The sequence below is a fragment of the Paenibacillus sp. VMFN-D1 genome (assembly GCF_003386155.1).
Taxonomy (GTDB): Bacteria; Bacillota; Bacilli; order Paenibacillales; family Paenibacillaceae; genus Paenibacillus_AQ; species Paenibacillus_AQ favisporus.
The window spans coordinates 154,228-173,086 of the sequence record NZ_QRDU01000004.1 but is presented as its reverse complement, the minus strand read 5'-3'; the positions used below and the strand labels follow the sequence as shown (position 1 = coordinate 173,086).

20 protein-coding genes are annotated in these 18,859 nt (G+C 54.2%); 3 read left to right on the top strand and 17 right to left on the bottom strand.

Translation table 11 applies throughout. The features are described from left to right. Window position 1: 1 nt before the first annotated feature. Complete coding sequence (locus C7820_RS24685) at window positions 2-991, bottom strand: sugar-binding protein (protein ID WP_116233290.1); 990 nt, start codon at window positions 989-991, stop codon at window positions 2-4. A 336-nt stretch (window positions 992-1,327) separates the two neighbouring features. Between C7820_RS24685 and C7820_RS24680 the strand changes: the two genes are divergently transcribed. Continuing rightward, window positions 1,328-2,881 (top strand): methyl-accepting chemotaxis protein, encoded by a 1,554-nt coding sequence (locus C7820_RS24680; protein ID WP_181909187.1) that lies wholly within the window; start codon window positions 1,328-1,330, stop codon window positions 2,879-2,881. A gap of 157 nt (window positions 2,882-3,038) precedes the next feature. Here the strand turns inward: C7820_RS24680 and pdxA are convergent, their stop codons facing one another. From pdxA to C7820_RS24625, 11 genes are all read right to left on the bottom strand, one after another. Then, entirely contained in the window at window positions 3,039-4,046 is a 1,008-nt protein-coding gene (pdxA, locus tag C7820_RS24675) for a 4-hydroxythreonine-4-phosphate dehydrogenase PdxA (protein ID WP_116233544.1), read from the bottom strand. A gap of 2 nt (window positions 4,047-4,048) precedes the next feature. Next, window positions 4,049-4,462, bottom strand: coding sequence for a nucleotide-binding domain containing protein (locus tag C7820_RS24670; RefSeq protein ID WP_116233288.1), 414 nt, complete (start codon window positions 4,460-4,462; stop codon window positions 4,049-4,051). After that, a complete protein-coding gene (locus C7820_RS24665; protein ID WP_116233287.1) occupies window positions 4,392-5,345 on the bottom strand; it encodes a four-carbon acid sugar kinase family protein in 954 nt (317 codons plus the stop codon). Before C7820_RS24665 ends, C7820_RS24670 begins: the two co-directional genes overlap by 71 nt. 39 nt (window positions 5,346-5,384) lie before the next feature. Beyond that, complete coding sequence (locus C7820_RS24660) at window positions 5,385-6,347, bottom strand: 2-keto-3-deoxygluconate permease (protein WP_076172238.1); 963 nt, start codon at window positions 6,345-6,347, stop codon at window positions 5,385-5,387. 177 nt (window positions 6,348-6,524) lie between these two features. Further along, window positions 6,525-8,219, bottom strand: coding sequence for a sigma-54-dependent transcriptional regulator (locus tag C7820_RS24655; RefSeq protein WP_116233286.1), 1,695 nt, complete (start codon window positions 8,217-8,219; stop codon window positions 6,525-6,527). Window positions 8,220-8,430: 211 nt separating this feature from the next. Beyond that, the gene (locus tag C7820_RS24650; RefSeq protein ID WP_116233285.1) at window positions 8,431-8,922 is read right to left on the bottom strand and encodes a GNAT family N-acetyltransferase; all 492 of its coding nucleotides are present in this window, start codon (window positions 8,920-8,922) and stop codon (window positions 8,431-8,433) included. Continuing rightward, on the bottom strand, window positions 8,903-9,277 hold the full coding sequence (locus C7820_RS24645; protein ID WP_116233284.1) for a MerR family transcriptional regulator: 375 nt from the start codon (window positions 9,275-9,277) through the stop codon (window positions 8,903-8,905). Before C7820_RS24645 ends, C7820_RS24650 begins: the two co-directional genes overlap by 20 nt. A 63-nt stretch (window positions 9,278-9,340) precedes the next feature. Continuing rightward, window positions 9,341-10,081, bottom strand: coding sequence for an SDR family oxidoreductase (locus C7820_RS24640; RefSeq protein ID WP_116233543.1), 741 nt, complete (start codon window positions 10,079-10,081; stop codon window positions 9,341-9,343). Between the two features lie 64 nt (window positions 10,082-10,145). Then, window positions 10,146-10,550, bottom strand: coding sequence for an ester cyclase (locus C7820_RS24635; protein WP_116233283.1), 405 nt, complete (start codon window positions 10,548-10,550; stop codon window positions 10,146-10,148). Between the two features lie 47 nt (window positions 10,551-10,597). Then, window positions 10,598-10,948 (bottom strand): ester cyclase, encoded by a 351-nt coding sequence (locus tag C7820_RS24630; RefSeq protein ID WP_116233282.1) that lies wholly within the window; start codon window positions 10,946-10,948, stop codon window positions 10,598-10,600. 115 nt (window positions 10,949-11,063) lie between these two features. Next, on the bottom strand, window positions 11,064-11,615 hold the full coding sequence (locus C7820_RS24625) for an NADPH-dependent FMN reductase (RefSeq protein ID WP_116233281.1): 552 nt from the start codon (window positions 11,613-11,615) through the stop codon (window positions 11,064-11,066). A gap of 193 nt (window positions 11,616-11,808) precedes the next feature. Between C7820_RS24625 and C7820_RS24620 the strand changes: the two genes are divergently transcribed. Both C7820_RS24620 and C7820_RS24615 read left to right on the top strand, forming a co-directional pair. Beyond that, window positions 11,809-12,579 carry an ArsR/SmtB family transcription factor gene (locus tag C7820_RS24620; RefSeq protein WP_258875383.1) on the top strand — a complete coding sequence of 257 codons (771 nt, stop codon included), beginning with the start codon at window positions 11,809-11,811 and terminating at the stop codon, window positions 12,577-12,579. Between the two features lie 185 nt (window positions 12,580-12,764). Continuing rightward, the gene (locus tag C7820_RS24615) at window positions 12,765-13,007 is read left to right on the top strand and encodes a hypothetical protein (protein ID WP_116233279.1); all 243 of its coding nucleotides are present in this window, start codon (window positions 12,765-12,767) and stop codon (window positions 13,005-13,007) included. Between the two features lie 92 nt (window positions 13,008-13,099). Here C7820_RS24615 and C7820_RS24610 read toward each other — a convergent pair whose 3' ends face one another. The 5 genes from C7820_RS24610 to C7820_RS24590 form a co-directional block, all read right to left on the bottom strand. Beyond that, window positions 13,100-14,980: a bifunctional diguanylate cyclase/phosphodiesterase gene (locus C7820_RS24610; protein ID WP_309545782.1), complete on the bottom strand. Its 1,881-nt coding sequence runs from the start codon at window positions 14,978-14,980 to the stop codon at window positions 13,100-13,102. Window positions 14,981-15,302: 322 nt separating this feature from the next. After that, window positions 15,303-15,728, bottom strand: coding sequence for a DUF1801 domain-containing protein (locus C7820_RS24605; RefSeq protein ID WP_116233277.1), 426 nt, complete (start codon window positions 15,726-15,728; stop codon window positions 15,303-15,305). Between the two features lie 70 nt (window positions 15,729-15,798). After that, window positions 15,799-17,574: a DUF5050 domain-containing protein gene (locus C7820_RS24600; RefSeq protein ID WP_116233276.1), complete on the bottom strand. Its 1,776-nt coding sequence runs from the start codon at window positions 17,572-17,574 to the stop codon at window positions 15,799-15,801. A gap of 134 nt (window positions 17,575-17,708) precedes the next feature. Continuing rightward, on the bottom strand, window positions 17,709-18,074 hold the full coding sequence (locus C7820_RS24595) for an MmcQ/YjbR family DNA-binding protein (protein WP_116233275.1): 366 nt from the start codon (window positions 18,072-18,074) through the stop codon (window positions 17,709-17,711). Window positions 18,075-18,088: 14 nt separating this feature from the next. Next, window positions 18,089-18,754, bottom strand: coding sequence for a YdeI/OmpD-associated family protein (locus C7820_RS24590; RefSeq protein WP_116233274.1), 666 nt, complete (start codon window positions 18,752-18,754; stop codon window positions 18,089-18,091). Window positions 18,755-18,859: the final 105 nt, after the last annotated feature.

Genomic DNA, 18,859 nt, shown 5'->3' with positions numbered 1-18,859 from the left:
TTCACGGGCCTGCCACCTCCAGATTCAGCGCCGCCTTGTCCAAGACGCTCGTCGGGATAAAATGCTCGGCCGCAAAGGACTTGCCGTGAAAGTGCTCGTTCAGGAGGCCGATCGACCGGGCCCCCATTTCTTTCGGCGACTGCACAATGGACGCCGCGATTTCGCCCTGCTCGATCCCCTGCCGGGTCATTGCCAGGTCGTCAAAGCCGTATACGCGGATTCCCGTCCGGCCCGCAGCTTGGATGCCCTCGACGATTCCGGCGGCGTCCAGGGAACTGAAGCCGACGATCGTCTGGATGTCCGGATGCTGCTTTAGCATCGCCTCGGCCTGCTTAGCCGCTCCGATCCGCGAAATGTTGGACGCGCGGACGTCCACAATGGCGAAGCCGGGGGCCGCTGAAATCACCGAGCGAAATCCCGCCAGGCGCAGCTGCATATTTTCGGCCTGTTCGCTTCCGATCATGACGCCGATCTTCCCTTTGCCGGCCGCTTCCTTCAGCACCAATTCGCCCATTCGTTTTCCCGCTCCCAGGTTGTCGGTTCCCACATAGGCCAGGCGGGAGCTGCCCGGTTCGTCTGCATCCACCGTGATCACGGGAATTCCTTGCCCTGTGGCTCTTTGAATCAGCGCATCGTAATCCGGATCCACGATTCCCTGCACAAGGATGCCGTCGGGGCCGGATGCGATCGCCCTTTCCAGCAGCCTCATCTGCTCGGCGGGATTGATGCGGATCGGGCCGGTATAATCAATCCGCATCCCCAGCTTGTCCGCCGCTTCCTCCGCCCCCTGCTCCATTTCCCGCCAGAACGGGTTGTCGAGCTCCTGGGCGATCAGCACGACATGCTTAACGGACGGATCGTCGGCCCGCTGAAGCCGGATCTGTCCGACCAAATCACCGATGGTCATGGACGCGAGGAAAAACCGGACCAGAATATACGCAAAAATGAGAACAAGAACAATCAGCCCGAAGGGCCAGATTCGTTTGAGCATGAGCATCCCTCCTTAGCCCAAAAGAAATATATCTGTAGGGATTGGCATTTTACCGTAAATGCTGCCTATGATAAAGTTTTGCATTGAACTTCCTGTGATTTCGGCCCAATATGGCCCTCTAACATTTCGATTTAGTATGCGGAAAACCAGCCGCCCCTATCATGGTTAAGGCATAAGTTCCGAGGGTTCCCATTACAACAGTATAGCATTTGAATGAAAAGCCGCAGAACCGATACTGAATATTTTCTGAACATAGGGGGGCTTTTATGGAAGGAACGAAAAGATTCGGCGTCGAATACTCCCGGCATACAACGAACTTGGGGGAGCTTTCAAGGTATGATCACACAAAAAAACCGTTTTATGCTGCAGCTGTCGGCAGCCGTCATTCTGATTTCCGTGTTCCCGCATCTCTTAAACCGTCAATGGGATGTGTTTAGCGGTATGAACGCCAGCTCCATGGGCGGCATGGACATGGGCATGGGCGTCGCGGATTACGCCTCACGCTTTCGGGTAATCCTGAACATACTGCTTGTCATTCCGTTCGCACTTTGGGGATCCGGACTGATGCTATTTCTTCGAAAAGCAAGCCATCGCGGGATCCCGATCCTGCTGACCCTGGCGCTGACCTTCGCCAGCATTTCCATCATCGCCGGCGGCGGAGGGCATGTCGAACTGCATTTTTCAATCTTTATGGTGGTTGCCATTCTGGCTTATTATGAGAACATTTCGCTTATTATTGTGATGACGGTCCTGTTTGCACTGCAGCATGCGGCCGGATACTTGATCCTTCCGGAAATCGTTTTTGGCGCTTCTTCCTACAGCTTTGGCATGGTCTGCGTCCACGCTTTATTCCTGATTCTAACGGCAGGCGCAACCATACTGCAAATCAACTCGTCCGCTCACATTCGGAGGGCCTTGGAGTCAGATAAACGGCACGAGAGGAAACGGGCCGTTCAGGACGTCGTCCAGCGGCTCTCTTCCGCCTCAAGCCAAATCGTCAGCTCCGCGGGACAATTGTCCGCCGCCGCTGCCGGGAATACAGAGTCCAACCACCGGATGGTCCAATCCATGCAGGACATTGTGGAAGGAACCCGATCCCAGGTTATCGGCTCCACCGAAAGTACGCTGGCCATGCAGGAGATTGCCACCGGGATTACACGCATTGCCTCCTTTTCAACCGAGGTGTCCAGCTCAGCCCAGCAATCCGCTGCGCTTGCGGAGGAGGGAAACGAATCGGCCCGCCGCGTGAGCGAGCAAATGGACCGGATTCAGCTTGCGGTCAACCGTTCCGATCAGATGGTACGTACGCTGAACGAACGTGCTTTGGAGATCAGCAAGCTGCTCGGTTCGGTCCAGGCAATATCCAGCCAGACTGAGCTGCTCGCACTCAATGCCGCCATCGAAGCGTCCCGGGCCGGCGAACACGGGCGGGGCTTTGCCGTGGTCGCTTCCGAGGTCCGGAAGCTGTCTGACCAATCCAGCAAGATGGCCGGGGAGATATCGGAGCTTGTGGACACCGTCCGGCAGGATTCCATGGGCGCATTACGGGCCATGGATGAAGTGCAGGATAATGTCCGAAGCGGTATGGATATCACCTTGAATGCCGGCAGGTCGTTTGCACAGCTGCAGGTTTTGTCCAAGCAGGTAGCGGACCACATTCAGGACATTTCCGCCACCGTACAGGAAATATCCTCGGGCTCCGGCCAGGTGTCGGCAGCTATCGGGGACTTATCTTCGATTGCCAGCCGCAATGAAAATATATCGCAGCAAGTGTCCTCCGAATTCAAATCCCATGCCTCGTTCATCGATGAGATGCAGGACACCGCCCGGCTGCTGCATACATCATCCCGCGAGCTTGAAGCGATTATGGTTCAAATACAGGAGGAATGAATCGGTTGAATATGTAATAGTTGCTGAAAATAACAAAGAAGATGGCCCTTATAAGTAGGAGCCATCTTCTTTTGTATTTCAGATTGTGCCTGGCAGACGAATTCCGATCTTAGACCATCATAAGTCGGCCACTGCACATTTTTGGCCGAACTATGGCTTATCGTTTCTTCGGTGCCAGCTCAACCGCCTGGCGGATCGCTTCCATCATGCTCTTCTCTTCCACGATCCCTTTGCCCGCAATGTCAAAGGCGGTGCCGTGGTCTACGCTTGTGCGGATAATCGGCAGGCCGACGGTGATGTTTACGCCTGCGTCGAGGCCGAGCACCTTGACCGGTCCGTGGCCTTGGTCATGATACATGGCAACAACAATGTCGAAGTCGCCGCGGACGGTGCGGAAGAACAGCGTGTCCGCAGGCAGAGGTCCGACGACGTCGATGCCCTCGTCCTGGGCGCGCTGCACGGCTGGCACGACCTTCTCCTCTTCCTCGCCGTATCCGAACAGACCGTTCTCGCCCGCATGCGGATTGATGCCGCAGACAGCAATGCGCGGCTGCGCGATGCCGGACTTCGTCAGTGTCTCATGCGCCAATTGGATGACGCGGTATACGCGCTCCGGATTGATCATTCTCACCGCATCGATCAGGCCGACGTGAGTGGTGACGTGGATCACCTTGAGGTTCGGCGCGGAGAGCATCATGGAAAATTCACTCGTTCCCGTCAGATCGGCCAAAATTTCCGTATGTCCCGGGTATTTGTGGCCGCCTTTGTGCAGGGCTTCCTTGTTCAGCGGAGCGTTGCAGATCGCGTCGATCTGCTGCTTCTTCGCCAAATCGATCGCTTTGGCTAAATACTCGAACGCCGCGTGGCCGGCTTCAGCCGATACCTGTCCAAGCGGAAGGTCTTCGCTAAGCAAGTTCAGGTCAAGGCAGTAGACGGTGCCGTGCTCATAGTTCAGACTGCCGAGCTGGTCCTCAGTCACCGCTTCAACGTTCAGGCTGCTGTTGACATAAGCCTTGGCCCGGTTCAGAATTTTCGCATCCCCGATCACCAGCGGATGGCATAGGTCGTAAATCTCCTGATTCTGCAGGCTTTTCAGAATAATTTCGGGGCCAACACCGGCTCCGTCCCCCATCGTAATGCCAATGACAGCTTTGGTTTCGCTCATTTTCATTCATCCTCTCCACTCATATAGATCAACGCATTCATCAAAGAACGCTCGTTACCGAATCCTCCGGCCTTCGTTACGGCCCAATACTCTCTTGTATCCGCTCCGCCGCGCAGCTTCCCGAGCGGAAGCCCGGCCTCCACTTCGGTGCAGAGCTGCATCTGGTTCATGTTCAGCTGATTGCATACCGCCTTAGCGGTATCGCCGCCGGTCAGAACCAGGCCGTTAATGTCCTCGTATGTGCCTAAAACCTCCCGGGCGATCGCCCCGAGCTCTCTGGAAATCGTCTCGCCGATTTCGGTTTTTCCGATGGAGAGCTCGGTTTCCAGCCGCTTCGTCGCTTCTCTATTGTTGACCGACGAATCGACAAACAATACAAAATGCTTCTTGTCCGATTCCTTGGCCAAGGAAGCCATGACGTCCGGCAGAGCGTACGTACGCTTGATCAGCTCCACCGGGTCCAGCTCTACAAAGCAGGTGTCCGGCATCGACCGCACTCTCCAGCTGCTGCTTGGTCACCTGCGACAAGCTGGCGGACACGGTCAGCGTCTTGGCGACCCGGAGCCGGTCCTCCGGACGGTCTGCGGTTCGCTCCAGCTGAAGCGCCTCCGGCAGGTGCTCGATCAGGCCGGCCGAACCGGCCCATACCGTCTTTTTACCCGCCCGGGCGAAAACGTCGGCGATTCCTTTCAGATCTTCATCCGTCGCCGCGTCGCATATAAACCAGGTCCGCCCCAGTGCGGTATGTTCCTCGATCGTCTGCATCAGCCGTTCCGCCGGCCCGTGCAGCTGCGCAAGGTCGATCAGGACGATGCTCTGCTGACCCGCATACGGCCGGAACAGATTCGCAATGAAGCTGTCCTTGACCGGCGTTTTGGGATCGCGACCGAATTCGGTCTCCGAGACGCGCTGCCCGTGGACATGCTGATAACCGTCAAGGGTTTGACGGTTCATCTTCGGATACGCCGGAGCAATCACGACCACTTCCGGCTGATGAACGGAAACGACGGCTGCCAGCTCGGCAGCCACGTTCCCCCGTAAGGTCGAGTCCATTTTTTTATATACTTGATGATACCCTTGCTGATAAAACAAAGTGCTTGCTTTAGAAACGTTGTCGTATGCTTCCTGCTCACCGGCAGCCCGGGTGTCTGTATCGATAATGGCAACATCCCCGTTCGGCTTGGCCGGAGCAGCTTGGGAATCGAGATACACGGTTGACGTGATCCCGATCTTGGACAGCTGCACACCGGCATCGTTAGCTCCCGTCAAATCATCTGCGATAATGTACATATGCTGCATGTTGAACGACTCCCTTACTTGATTCCTTGTCCATGCCACTTACGCCTGTGAACTCCGCCGCTGCGCCCTTCTTGCGAACCAGGTCGTCAGAAGCGGGGTCAGAATCGCCGTCACAATGACGCATGCCGTTACCTGGAGCGTTGCATCCGCAGCAATGCTGCTGTAGCCGGAGTACACTGCGGCAACCGCCATCGGAACTGCCGAAGCGTTGCCCGCTGTAGACGATGCCGCGATCCCGGCCACGCCGTCGCCGCCAGTCAGACGGTCGATCAGGAACAGGACGATGCCTGTGATCACGACAACACCAATCCCCAGAATGACACCGGAGAATCCGGCTTTGACCACGTTGGTCAGGTTAATGCCAGCGCCGATCGCCAGCGAAAAGAGCGGGATGATGACATCCTGTCCCTTGCTCAGGAACTCGCGCATCTTCTCATCGAGGTTTCCGAGGATCATGCCGAGCAGAAGCGGCAGAATCGCAAAGACAAACGCCATAATCGGGAAGCTGGCCAGGCCGGCAACGCCGAGAATGAGCATCGTAAAGAACGGACCGGATTCCAGCGACATGATCGAATATGCGGCGACGTCTTCCTTTTTCTTGCCGAGCTGACCCATCAGCGCCATGTACAAGCCGCCGTTGGTGTCGGAGAATGCCGCGACGATGGCCAGAGCCGACAGCCCCAGGAACAGATTGTTCTGATCCGGGAAAATCGCTTTGATCAGCAGGGCGATCAGGAAGGTCGTACCGATTTTACCTACCCAAAGGCTGACGCCCTTCTTCAAAATGTAACCGGTTGCCTGAAACCGAATCGTCGATCCTAAGCAAATATAAAAGGCGGCAAGCAGCGCGGATGTACCGGTCAATAGACCGCCTGTAAACGAGCTCTTGAATTCCGGCATATCGAATACTTGCGGAAAGAACGTCCGAATCAGGGCGCCGATCAGCAATGGGATCAACATCATCCCGCCGGGGACTTTGTCAATGGCTGCCTTTATTTTCATGGCTGTGTCATCTCCTGTGTTGTAAATTTAAACAGTTCGTTTTGTAAAAGCGATTACATAAAACGATTACATCGATTATGATAAACGTTTACAAAAAATAATGCAACACTTTTTAGCTAAATAAATTTCATTTAACCAAAAGTGTTGCATATTTAAACAACAATGAAGAATCCAATATCAGTCCTTAAGCTTTCTCCACAATGTCGACCGGTTGATGTTCAGGCGCTTCGCCGCTTTGGTCTGGTTAAAGCCCTCCTGCTCGAGCACCTTCTCAATGATCGCCTTCTCAATCTGTTCCAGCGTGCCGTTCAGCAGTTCTCCGCCAATCGCTCCGGCAGCCTCGCCTTTTCGCTGCAGCAGCTGTTCGATCAAGGCGTGCTCGATGACGTACCCTTTCTCCAAAAGCACCGCCTCCTGAAGCAGCGCCCGCAGTTCCGATACGTTGCCCGGCCAGCTGTAGTCCATCAACAGGGCCAGCCCTTTGTCCGTCATTTTAATGGCCGAGGTGCCCTGCGTTTGGTTAAAATACAGCAAAAACGAGGTGACCAGCTCCCGGATATCCTCTTTTCGCTCCGCCAGCGCAGGAACATGAATCCGGACGATTCCGTCCTCATAGGCTCCCCATAAATGCTGCTCTTCAACCATCGAGAAGATGAGGGTGATTCCCTTTCCCTGAAAAGCGTCCATTCTCCGCCACAGCTCGGCCCTCAGGCTGCTATCCATCATATCGAGCGCGTGGATATGCAGCGTCTTGATCTCTGCGTCGACTTCGTCGGGCTCCAGGGCCAGCATATCCGCAGCCTGGACGGAGGCGAGCAGGCCCTCCCCGCTGAACTTGCGGTCATGAATATAACGCGCGATCAACTCCTTGCCGGCCCCCCTCGGCCCGATCAGGACGAACCGGGGTGCAGAAAGGCACCGGTCGATCATCGACAAACAAGCGTCCATCGCTTCACTCTGATGAATGATCAGCGGCGGCGTGCCCGTCTTCACCTGCAAAACCGCCTCGGCCGGCGAATTCATATGGACGCGCGAAAATTCGCACACCAAATAAGCCCCATTTTCCACCGTGACCCGGGTTTTGACGATCTTCAGCGGCCTGCCCTCCGCATCGCTCGCATGGCTGGTCTCCCGGACCGCCGCCGTCTCCCGGAAAGCGTGGTGATCCCAGCCGACATGCGGAACGGGACGGGAATCGAAATGCTTCCACTGCTCGTACACGACCTGCCCGTTCTCCGCCAGAACCATCACATCCCCTGCCGTGACCTGCAGCACAGCTTTGAGCCTTTCGATTTCCAGCCGGTTCTTCATCATCCACCGGGAGACGGTCTTCGCCTCCTGAAAGGCATCGAAAATCGCTTCGCGCCCGGACTGGATCAGAATACCCACAAGCCCCAGCCGGGACGCCGTTTCGAAGGTCACCACATCCCCCATAATCAGCTGGTAGCCTTCCTCCTTGAGCTTTCTGAGCAGGCTCTCCGTCTCGTCCTCGTCATGAATCGTGAAGATATCAATCGGAATTTCCAGCAAATCGATGATGGCCTTGGCGCCGAGGGTGATGGCGGGAAAGCCGACAATCGCCTTTTTCCGTGGAAAATCGTTCGCCAGCGTCAATACCCGCAGCATGTCATAGCCGGATACATGCACGTCGACGACGGGAATATCGACGGCCTCCCCGATCAGCTTGGCCGTTCCGCCGCGGCTGATGATGACGTCGACCCCTTCGGCCTCCGCCTGCTTGGCGATGGCAACCCCTTCTTGAAGATTTCCGACCCGGATCTGAAGGTCCAGATCCTTCTCTTCCGCACGGCACGTCTCGATCAAGTTTTCCATGGCTGCATATGGAGCTATAAACAGGGCTTTTATTCTCATCTGATCCCACACCTATATTCCTTTAAGATTGTAGTTCAGTCATAGCATATAATCGGGTGGTATGCAATTTTAGTCTTGTCTGCGGGTAGTTTGGGGAAGGCGATGCCAGGAAAAGGTCGTTTTATGGAGGAGGGAATTCAGAGCCGGCAGCTGCAGCCGCGCTTGAAAAATACGGCGCAGGCCAATGGTTCAGCCTGCGCCGCAAAGTACTTTATGAGATCCCGAGTACCAGAATGTGCTGCGGACCCGCCGGCCCGATCCGGGTGCGTCCCTCATCACGGAAACCTGCTTTGAGATAGACATGACGCGCGGCAGCGTTTCTCATATTAACGGCAAGGACCACCTCATCGGCCGCCGGGAAATGCTGTTTGACAAACGCCTTCAGGCCGAGCAGAGACTGCGTCGCGTACCCTTGTCCCTGATGCCTGTGATCGATGGAGAAAGCCCGCAGCAGCAGGGCATTGGGGTTGTCCGAGTATTGCCCCCGGTCTTCCCCTGCATCCAGAATGAAAAAGCCGACCGGCTCTTCATCCCCCAAAATGACGATCGGATGCCGCTCCTCCCGCTCCAGCGCATTCTGTATGACTTCAAACGGCAGTGCGGTGAATTCATGCTGCTCCTCCGGCAGCGTAAAAGCTTCAAGTCCAGCCTCGTAATCCCGCTGATATAAGGCGAGCCGGACGTTATTCATGGTGTTTTTCATCGGAGTCTCCTTGGGCCATATCTTCATAAAGGCCGATTTTGCGATTCAGCATAGCCTCATATTTTCTAAACCGGGCCATTTGCTCCTGGACGTTCTGCCGTTGTTCCCGTAGCCGCTCCAGCCGCTCCTGAATGGTGGTCGCGTGGTTGACGAATTGTTTAATGTCAGCGATGCCCATCCCTGTTTCCCGCAGGCAGCAGATGAACTCCAGCGCTTCGATATCCTTCGCTTCGTACAGGCGGATGCCGCTTTCGTTGCGCTGAACGCCCGGCATAATGCCTTCTTTTTCATAATACCGCAGCGTATGGATCGACAAACCCGTTTGGGCCGACACTTCCCCGATCGAGTAACTCATGCCTCCAAATCCCTCCTAAGCGAAAAAGCCCACCTGACGACAGGTGAGCCATGGTTATTCGTATTATAATTCCTGCCTGGTGGGCCTTACAATGATTTCATTGACGGCCGTTTGCGGCGGCTGGGATATGGCGTAGGCAATAGCGTTAGCGATGGCCTCCGGGGTTAAGGCGATGTCCATGGAAGCTTCGATGTCCCGCTTCACTTCTTCGTTCGTAATCGTGTGCACCAGCTCGGTGTCGACGCCTCCCGGACAAATAATCGTCGTGCGGATGTTATTGTGCGCTTCTTCTTGGCGCAGTGCTTCGGTTATTGCCCGAACGGCGAATTTGGTGCCTGAGTAAACCGCCCACGTTTTGCGGACGATGTGCCCGGTCACCGACGAGACGTTGATGACGTGCCCCTGCCGGCGCTCCCGCATATGCGGCAGCACGGCCCCGATCCCATAGAGCACTCCCTTCACGTTTACATCGATCATCCGGTCCCACTCTTCGATCTTCTTCTCGTGCAGATAAGACAGCGGCATGATCCCTGCATTATTCACCAGCACGTCGATTTGTCCGTATGTGTCAAGGGCGAGCCGGGCCAGCTCCTCCATCTGCGCCTGCACGCTCACATCCGTCACTTGGTAGACCGCCGTACCTCCTTCCTGCTCAATCGCCGACTGCAGCTGCTTGAGCCGTTCTTCGCGCCTTGCTGCGAGCACCATTTGGGCTCCGCTTCGGGCGAGAACCCTGGCTGTTGCTTCACCGATACCGCTGGAGGCTCCTGTTAAAATAACTACTTTTCCTTGCACCGCGTTCATGATCATGGGTACCATCCTTTCTTTACGGGTAAGATGGTTCCCAGTATAGGACCTTGAGCGCGCTCTAGGTCAAGGCTTGAATTTGGCTCCACATCGTCACCATATCGATCCAGCCGCGATGTTCCGCGATTTTGCCGTCCCTAAGGCGGTACTGGCGGTACAGCGTCACATTCATCGTGCGTCCGGTCGGTGCGGTGCCGAAGAATACGCCCTGATGGGTGCCCCGGACCGTCATTCGAACGAGAACCTTCTCGTCTTCGGCGATGATTTCCTCTACCGTATACTGCTTATCCGGAAAGGCCTCCAGGATTTTGGCGGCAAACTGCTTCAGCCCTTCTTTCGATTGATAGCTGAGCTCCCGGTAATCTTCAGTCGTAAACGTATCCGCTGCACTCAGATCGTTGTTGTTCCAGAACGCCTGAATAAAAGCTTCAACCACCCCGGTATTTTTTTGCTCCGTCGTTGTCATAGGATCCATCTCCTCTAATTTATATTTGCCGTATCATACAGGTCATGTCAGGCACCAGCTTGCAGCTGGGGAAGCAGCGTACCGGTGTCATACCATCCGAAGCGATGAACGATCCGCCCATCGCTCACCGTGAATTCGTGGAACTGCGTGATCCGTGCCGTTTTTCCCGTAGCGGTAATTCCTGCGAATATCCCGGTGTGCTTGCCGGTGATGACGACCCTTGCGATGACCTTCTCTCCCTGGACCATCACGTCATCCACTTTGTATTGCCAGTCCGTAAATGCCTCCTCCAGTTGACCGATAAATGCTTGCCCTGTTTGGCTCAGTGTCCCTGCCTTCCATGCCTCTTCGATCCATTTTACTGCTGCTTCCACCTGCTGCTGCCGCGTTGTGTTCATAACGATTCGTCTCCTTTTTTGTTGGTCATATTCAAAATAGTCCGGCGCACTCGTCTAATGGTTGCAAATCATAACGTTACCATTTAGTCACATATTGTGCAAAAAAATATGCTTTCTATCCGGTCACCCCTGCCGTCTCAGCGGAAAGCAGCCGGGTCATCTTTATAAATGGTCCAAGAACTGTGGTGACCCGTTCTCTCACTCCTGCATCCAAAGGCGCGCCATCCGGGCCAAATTCGTTCGAACCGTACCCTACGGAAATCCATTCCGGGCAATTGACGCCATGCAGGTTGCGGACGATCGTCTGCAGATGCGTCAGCGAGCTGATGCCGAGCGGCCCACCTGCCGAGCTTACGGAAAGAACCGGCTTGCCTTCCACATGTCCCGGCGTCAAATAATCCAGGGCATTCTTCAGCGCACCCGAGATAGATCCGTGGTATTCCGGTGTGGCCAAAATCAGCGCATCTGCATGAATGATCTCATTTTGCAGACGCACAGCCTCCGGATTTTGCCCTGCTTCCGGCGAATACAGCGGCAGTTGAAGCTCCCTCATGTCCACGAACGAAACCGTAATTCCGCTGCTGACCAGTTGGCTTTCCAAATAACGAAGGAGCCTGGTGCTTACGGATCCCGCATCGTTGCTTCCGGCAATCAAGGTCATTTTCATTTCCTACATCCTCCTCTGGATTCCCCGGCGCTGCATCAGCACTTAAACACCTGCCGGCTGACAAACGATTTGGGGTATGATAATATGTGACTATATTGTCACTCTTGATGGGATTATAATACGTTACTATATGGTAACATGTCAAGGGCATTGCTCCACTTTTTCAATGCATGAGGTAAAGGAGGTGTTACGATTGGAGGACAATCTAATATTTAAAGCCCTCGCCGACCCCACGCGCCGCACCCTTCTGGACCTGCTGCAGGCGCATGACGGGCGGACGCTGAACGACTTGTGCGCCCCGCTCGACATGTCCCGGTTCGGCGTGATGAAGCATTTGAACCTGCTGGAGGAAGCCGGACTCATTACGACAAGGAAGGTCGGCCGGGAAAAGCTGCACTACCTTAACGCCGTGCCCATCCGCCAGATATACGAACGATGGGTCAGCAAATACGCCGAACCTTGGGCGGCAGGATTAACATCACTTCAATTCGAATTGGAGCGTGAAACGCAAATGGAAACCAAACCGAAGCATGTCAACCGGATCGCCATTAAATCGAGTCCCGAGCAGGTGTGGCAGGCGATTACTGACCCGGCCAAAACGTCAAAGTTTTGGTTCAATTGTGCCATTCAATCCTCCTGGGAAATCGGCTCTTCCTTTGAACTGCTGGGCCCGGAGGGGGAAACGAAGGTCAAGGGGGTCATCCTTGAACTGGATCGCCCGCATAAGCTGGCCGTAAGCTGGCAGTTTGTGAATCTGCCCGGCACGGAGAACGATGCGCCTTCCCGCGTCACGTGGGAGATCGCACAGCATGAAGAATTACCCGGCGTTACGCTCGTTACGGCCGTCCATGACGATTTCGAACAGGCGCTCCCTACCGCGGGCGTGCTGGAGAACGGCCTGCCGCTGGTCCTTTCGGGAATGAAAACGTTCCTCGAAACGGGGTCTACGCTGGCGGATATGTAAGGAGTTTCATCGAACATGTTAATCCAAGCCCATAGCCAGCAAACTTCTCCATACTTCTCTAACTTTTGTGCTTCCAAGGCGTTGTTATAAATAGATGTCAACGAGCGTCCTTTATAAGCTGTGTGAACTCCACCCTGCTTATTTAGCAGATAACCGATAGCGAAGGAGAAGGGAGATGAAATGCTATGATGAGTGGTGCTAGTATGATAGGTATGGGCGGCGTGGTAGCGGTCCTGATAATGTGGGGAGTTTTTGCGGCTATTTTCTTTTTGCTGGTCCGTCTGGCCGTGGATAAATCCAATATGCGTACCGAGCTGCGGCATTTGCGCCGGGAGGTTCGAGAGCTGAAATCCTTGGTTCAGAACCAACGGAACGATTCTATCAACCCTGTTGAGAATTTCACCTATAACCATCCCGAAGATGATTAAGTTAACGGAACATTAAATCTTCCGGGTCACCAAAAATATAATAGCCCGTAAAAAAAGGATGCCAGCTACAACCGGCATCCTTTTTGTTTTATTCAAACCAACGTTTCTCCGATTGGCCTGCCCGCATTCTGCTGCAGCCACTCGTCCATCTGTTCGATATTCATCGGTTTGCCGTAGAAATATCCCTGCATCACGTTGCATCCGGATGCGCGGAGAAAATCGATCTGCTCCCTCGTTTCCACACCCTCAGCCACCAGCTCCAGATGAAGCTTGAGCGCCATATCGATAATGGCGCCCACGATCGCCCGTTTGGAGGGTGAATCGCTTTCCCGGACAAACAGCTGATCGATCTTGATCGTGTCGATCGGAATTCGATCCAGGGATCCGAGCGAAGAATAACCCGATCCGAAATCGTCCATCGATATCCGTACCCCGATCTCGCGCAGCTCATTCAGCTGCCGGATCATATCGGGCACATCGTACAGCATGGTCGATTCGGTGATCTCCAGCTCGAGGTACCGGGCCGGAAGCCCGGTCGTCCGAAGCGCATGCTCCACCATGTACAGAAGATGCTGGCTTTCGAACAAGCGCACAGACACATTGACCGACACGATCATCGAAGGCATGCCTTTGTCGAGCCACACCTTGTTTTGGCGGCAGGCCTCTTCCAGGACCCACCGGGTCATCGGGATGATCAGTCCGGTTTCTTCGGCGATCGGGATGAATTCATCTGGTGAAACGACGCCGAATTTGGGGTGCGGCCAACGCATCAGCGCCTCGAGTCCGACGGGAGTATCCGTCTGGGCATCCCACTTCGGCTGATACACGACATAGAACTCCTGGCGTTCCGACGCTCCGCGCATATCCTTTTCCAGCTCCAGCCGGCGCAGCAGCCTTTTATCCATGTCGTCATCAAATACGCAGTATCGGTTCTTGCCCGCATTCTTGGCATTGTACATGGCCGTATCTGATGTTTTCAACAGCGACGCCCGGTCCGTTCCATGCTTGGGCGCCAGACTAATGCCAATGCTGGCCGTAATGTACAGCTCATTGCCCTGCAGGACAAACGGTCGGGTGACGACCTCCAAAATGCCGGATGCAAGCTCCTCTGCCAAGGCCTGGCCGCAGTTTTCCGCAACTACGAGAAATTCATCCCCGCCTAGGCGAAACACCTTCTGGCCTTGCTGCAGATACCCGCTCAGACGTCTTCCCACCTCCTGAACCAGCATGTCGCCGATGTCATGGCCCAGCGTATCGTTGATCGTTTTAAAGCGATCCAGATCGATAAACAATACAGCCGTTTCCTTCGAGGTATCGACTCCCTCGCCAAGCAGCCGGTTCAGGTCATGTCGGTTAGGCAGCCCGGTTAACGGGTCGCTGTAGGCCATTTTCTCCAACACGTGACGGTCGAAAAACATCGCTCCCCACGAAACCATCAGGATAAAAAACGTCGTGATCGTCACACCGGCCAGCAGCAAAAGGTTCATCTCCCCGGTATCGGTAGAAACAATCGCATTCGGGTTCCCGCACCAAAAATCGGCCGCCTTCATGCCGGTAAAATGCATGCCGCAAATCGCCAGTCCCATAACCAGAGCCGAAACCCACTTCCACCAGCTGACCTCGGTATGATCGCGAAAGCGGAGGAACAGCAGCAGCGCCACGTAAGAAGCCGCCAGAGCAATGGCTGCCGAGAGCAGCCAATAAGACCGGTCATAGATAATCTCGGCCGGAAGAAGCATCGCGGCCATCCCGGTATAGTGCATCGCAACGATTCCGCTGCCCATGCAGAACCCGCTCAAGGCAAACTTGTGCCAGTTCACGCCTTTGGACAGCAGCATTTGGAATGCAATAAATGACGCCACAATGCTGCACAGCATGGATAACAGCGTAATCGGAATATCGTAATTTACTGGCACGTTCAAATGGAAGGCAAGCATGCCGACGAAATGCATGGACCATACTCCGCTGCCCATGACGCACGAGCCGGCTACCAGCCACCATTTCTGCGTTCTACCCCGTGCCCTTGATATCTTGGCCGCTAAGTTGAGAGCCGAATAGGACGCAAATACGGCGATGATGAACGAGAGCATAACGATCCATAAATTATATGATTCATGTAGCAGGACGATGGGGGCTCACTCCTTGTTGTCGGCACAGTAAAGCTCATACAGCAAGTATAAAGGAGCGTCCCGCCAAAACGAAAGAAGTATTTTAGCAAAATTCGCTAATTTTCGCCACCTTCTGCACGAGTTTTACCGCCTATCGATACGGCTCTGTGACCCCGGCAGCCTGCCGTCACTCCCCAGCCGGATAGGTTTCTTGCAAGTGCTTTACCGACTGCTGGATCAGAGCCTTCAGCACGTCTGCATCGATATCCGCAACCTTGTTGATATAGACGCAGCCTTTGCCGGAGGTATGCTTGCCCAAATCCTTCAGAAGGGCTTCACGCTGTTCTTCACCAGGAGCGAAGTAGAGGCTGATTTTGGCTTTGCGGGGTGAAAAGCCGACGAGCGGCGCATCCCCTTCGTGACCTGACGCATACTTGTAGTGGTACGAACCGAAGCCGATGATGCTAGCCCCCCACATTTTCGCAGGATACCCCGTCGTCTCTGTAAAAAAGTCCAGCAGCCAATACGCATCCTGCTTCTTGCCGGGATGCTCCACCTGTTCAATAAAGTCGAGCACACTGTCATCGGTTTCTTTCGTTTTCAGCTCGTACATCGTTACCACTCCTTTTGGCAGGAAAATAAAATGGCCTGCCCGTTTACCCGGGCAGACCAACGGAATCGGTTTATTTTACCGAATAAACCCCTTCCTTGTAGGTCAAGGTGTACACCAAACCTTCATCCGTAAGCTTTGCCGTTTGAATCCGGTCGGATACCAGGCGGGTATTCCCTTTCGCATCAATCTTGTAGATACCAGGATCATAGCCTTCCGACAGATAGTAAATCGCATTCTTTCCAATGTAGTAAGAGCTTACCGGCTTGTCGCTGCGCTTGATTTCCTTGCCAGTCGCGAAGTTATATTGGTACAGGACGCCCGGATCGTAGGAACTGCCGGCATCGTTCGAGGTGTAGTACAAGCTGCCGTTCAAAAGCTGGGCACTCATGACTTTTCTGGACACCACAGTCTTCGGCTGCGCCCCGTTCACATCGGTCTTGGCTAAGTATCCTGTCGCACCGTCGACGTAATAAATCTGGTCATCAACCATCCAGAACGGGCCGGCGGCAGGAGTGAGCTTCACCTGCGTCTGATCTGCCGGATTGATCTTATACACAGATCCCTCATCCTTCGGATCGCTGTCTTTGTACCCGAGTACGAACAAATTGCCGCCCTTGACGTACATAGAGTTATTGACACCGAAGCTGATGCCTCCCTGGGTATCCTGCTTCCGGGTTATGCCATAGGCAAAATCGGCCTGGCCGATCGCCTTCCGTTCTCCAGTCTTGAGGTTTATCCGGCTCAGATTATTAACCGCGCTGCCCATGACGCTGAAATCGGCATGATACAGGAAGTCGCCCGACTTGACAGGACCGATTATGCTATGGGCATTCGTAACCTTTTTCAGAACGCCCTTATCGACCCGATACAGGGTCTCCGATCCCATCGTGAGATCGCCGCTATGAAGGTTCAAATACAGCTCATTGTCCATCATAGAAATACTCTCAAGCCATCCGTCCGACGGCTTCCAATCCGCAAGCGTGCTCACCTTCCGAACTTTATTGTTGGTAAGGTCCAAAGCATACAGCACACCCTGATTGTTCACCGTCGATACGAAATACAGATCGTGCCCGATAACCCCGTCACTGCCCAACATCGGCTCTCCAGGAATGTCAACGAGGATTTCCTTTTTGCCATCAGTCTTACGGTATAGACGCTGCAATATGCCGCTGCTTTGATAGATCGGTTTCGTGTAGTAGATCGTGTCTCCAAATTTGGTGATCGGCGTCAGCCTTTTCTCGTCCACTACCGGCTTCCGGGTATCCTTCAGTTGGGTCAGGATGCGGTCTTTGACAGCCCGCGTTTCAGCGCTCTTCTCGTCAACGACTTCGTCTCCCATCACGATCAGACCGTCCAGCCACTGGATATTTTTGCCCAGCGCCTCCGCTGCGCTTCTTAGGGGCAGAACGACCCGGCCGCCGATTTTCTGCGGAGCCACGTCCATCTTTTTGGGCTCGTTATTCACCAGCATCGTGGTGCTGTTCACTTTGAATTTGATTGTCTTCTTCAATCCGGTGTTCATAAAAATAACGTCATCCGGGTTTTGCGCCTGCCAGACCGTATCCCAGGTACCCTGGGAGCGGAACTGCGAAGCCAGCGTTCCCATCAGGCGGATCGGCACCAGGACCCTTCCGCTGCGCTGGACGATGTCATAATCACCGTAAAGGTCGGTCTTCTCCCCATTAATAAAAGCTTTTCCGTGATAATCATAAGGAATGATGACCATCTGGTCGAAGGTCTGGCTCAAAGGCTTGGGAGCCGCCTTCTCCGCGGCAAAAGCCGGTACCGCCCCGCATACCAAAGCCGCAGACAGCAGTAAACTCGTTAACTTGAATTTTGTCGACATCGAAACTTCTCCTTACCCTCAGAAATTTAATCTCATCTCAGACGAACCTAGCTCAATCGATCTGCCAGGGACCGCCTAGATTATAGACGTCCGGAGAAAGGAATATGTTTCTAGTTCTGTGCTAAACTCCAAAATTATGCGCCTTCGATGACCTGCTTCACCAACCGTTTGGGCGCCGCCAGCAGATACGCCTCCTTGATCAGCACGGCCAGCTCGTCCCAGTCCGGGACGGATGATTTATCCACGGAAACCCAGCCGTGTTGTCCGATATAAGGTGTTTTAACGTAGCTTTCCTGCTGCAGCAGCAGGAACTGCTCTTCCTTGGTCGATTTGAACGAAAGGCTCGGAACGCCCTCGTTTTCCCCCATCATGACAAATGTTTTGCCTCTGACTTTCATGACGTTGTGGCCAAAGCCGTCAACAATCTCCTCCACCTCCGGCAGCGGACGGCAGATGCCCCTTACCCGCTCCAGCATGTCCAAGCCCTGCTTCGACTTCATCCCAAGCCGCCTCCCTATCTTCTCCGATACAAGTCCATCGTTTTATAGCCCGCCGCCAGAGCCGTTTTCATATCCTCGCGCCGCTTCTCCCGGGTCTCCTCTTGTACCGCGCTGTAAATGTACCGGGCCCAATCCCGACGGTATCCCGGTGTAAGGGACTGGTAGAAGGCGAGCACCTCCGGGGCATCCTGAAGATCCTTCTCCACCTCCGGAATCAAGGCTTCATAATCGCCAACGGATTGGCTCGGTTTGGAGGACGGCTGCTTTTTGCTTGGCTTCTCCGCTTTGAGGCCGACGACCGTAAACACGTCATTCAATCCGACCATACGCGCAAATTTGATGCTGCTTGTCCCTATAAATCCATTTTCATCCGCGCCTAACCCTTCCAGAAGCTCGTCCCTGTGAATATAGGTGGAGTACACCTTGTTTCCCTTTTTCGGATACGCTGCGTACAAATATCCCCCTTCGTTCAGATGATCGCCGTCAATCACCTTCCGCACAAGCCCTTGCAGAGACTCCATATCGAGCACAAAGGCGAAAATCAGATCGTAACCGCCGTCCTTCAGCTCGGTATCATACGACTCCAGACCGGCCAGCAGATCCTCCCCTTCCGGTTGATGCAGTACCGCCGTCTTATTATATTTTTGCAGGTTCAACTTCTCCACGATCGTTTTCGCCATTCCCAAGGACCTCCGTAAATCAATCTATTATATATAATATTCTGTACTTTTTTCGTATATAGTAAAGCGAACATTCGGGGAAAAAGCAACCTCCCTTCGGCAGCA

Excerpts from the sequence above, each read along its gene's own strand:
- C7820_RS24600 (WP_116233276.1), bottom strand. The coding sequence starts at position 17,574 with ATGTCGACAAAATTCAAGTTAACGAGTTTACTGCTGTCTGCGGCTTTG.
- C7820_RS24595 (WP_116233275.1), bottom strand. The coding sequence starts at position 18,074 with ATGAAGTCGAAGCAGGGCTTGGACATGCTGGAGCGGGTAAGGGGCATC.
- C7820_RS24590 (WP_116233274.1), bottom strand. The coding sequence starts at position 18,754 with ATGGCGAAAACGATCGTGGAGAAGTTGAACCTGCAAAAATATAATAAG.
- C7820_RS24605 (WP_116233277.1), bottom strand. The coding sequence starts at position 15,728 with ATGTACGAGCTGAAAACGAAAGAAACCGATGACAGTGTGCTCGACTTT.
- C7820_RS24655 (WP_116233286.1), bottom strand. The coding sequence starts at position 8,219 with ATGAGAATAAAAGCCCTGTTTATAGCTCCATATGCAGCCATGGAAAAC.
- C7820_RS24650 (WP_116233285.1), bottom strand. The coding sequence starts at position 8,922 with ATGAAAAACACCATGAATAACGTCCGGCTCGCCTTATATCAGCGGGAT.
- C7820_RS24665 (WP_116233287.1), bottom strand. The coding sequence starts at position 5,345 with ATGCAGCATATGTACATTATCGCAGATGATTTGACGGGAGCTAACGAT.
- C7820_RS24635 (WP_116233283.1), bottom strand. The coding sequence starts at position 10,550 with ATGACAACGACGGAGCAAAAAAATACCGGGGTGGTTGAAGCTTTTATT.
- C7820_RS24685 (WP_116233290.1), bottom strand. The coding sequence starts at position 991 with ATGCTCAAACGAATCTGGCCCTTCGGGCTGATTGTTCTTGTTCTCATT.
- C7820_RS24660 (WP_076172238.1), bottom strand. The coding sequence starts at position 6,347 with ATGAAAATAAAGGCAGCCATTGACAAAGTCCCCGGCGGGATGATGTTG.
- C7820_RS24615 (WP_116233279.1), top strand. The coding sequence starts at position 12,765 with ATGATGAGTGGTGCTAGTATGATAGGTATGGGCGGCGTGGTAGCGGTC.
- C7820_RS24670 (WP_116233288.1), bottom strand. The coding sequence starts at position 4,462 with ATGGCTTCCTTGGCCAAGGAATCGGACAAGAAGCATTTTGTATTGTTT.
- pdxA (WP_116233544.1), bottom strand. The coding sequence starts at position 4,046 with ATGAGCGAAACCAAAGCTGTCATTGGCATTACGATGGGGGACGGAGCC.
- C7820_RS24630 (WP_116233282.1), bottom strand. The coding sequence starts at position 10,948 with ATGAACACAACGCGGCAGCAGCAGGTGGAAGCAGCAGTAAAATGGATC.
- C7820_RS24610 (WP_309545782.1), bottom strand. The coding sequence starts at position 14,980 with ATGGGCAGCGGAGTATGGTCCATGCATTTCGTCGGCATGCTTGCCTTC.
- C7820_RS24645 (WP_116233284.1), bottom strand. The coding sequence starts at position 9,277 with ATGAGTTACTCGATCGGGGAAGTGTCGGCCCAAACGGGTTTGTCGATC.
- C7820_RS24625 (WP_116233281.1), bottom strand. The coding sequence starts at position 11,615 with ATGAAAATGACCTTGATTGCCGGAAGCAACGATGCGGGATCCGTAAGC.
- C7820_RS24680 (WP_181909187.1), top strand. The coding sequence starts at position 1,328 with ATGATCACACAAAAAAACCGTTTTATGCTGCAGCTGTCGGCAGCCGTC.
- C7820_RS24640 (WP_116233543.1), bottom strand. The coding sequence starts at position 10,081 with ATGAACGCGGTGCAAGGAAAAGTAGTTATTTTAACAGGAGCCTCCAGC.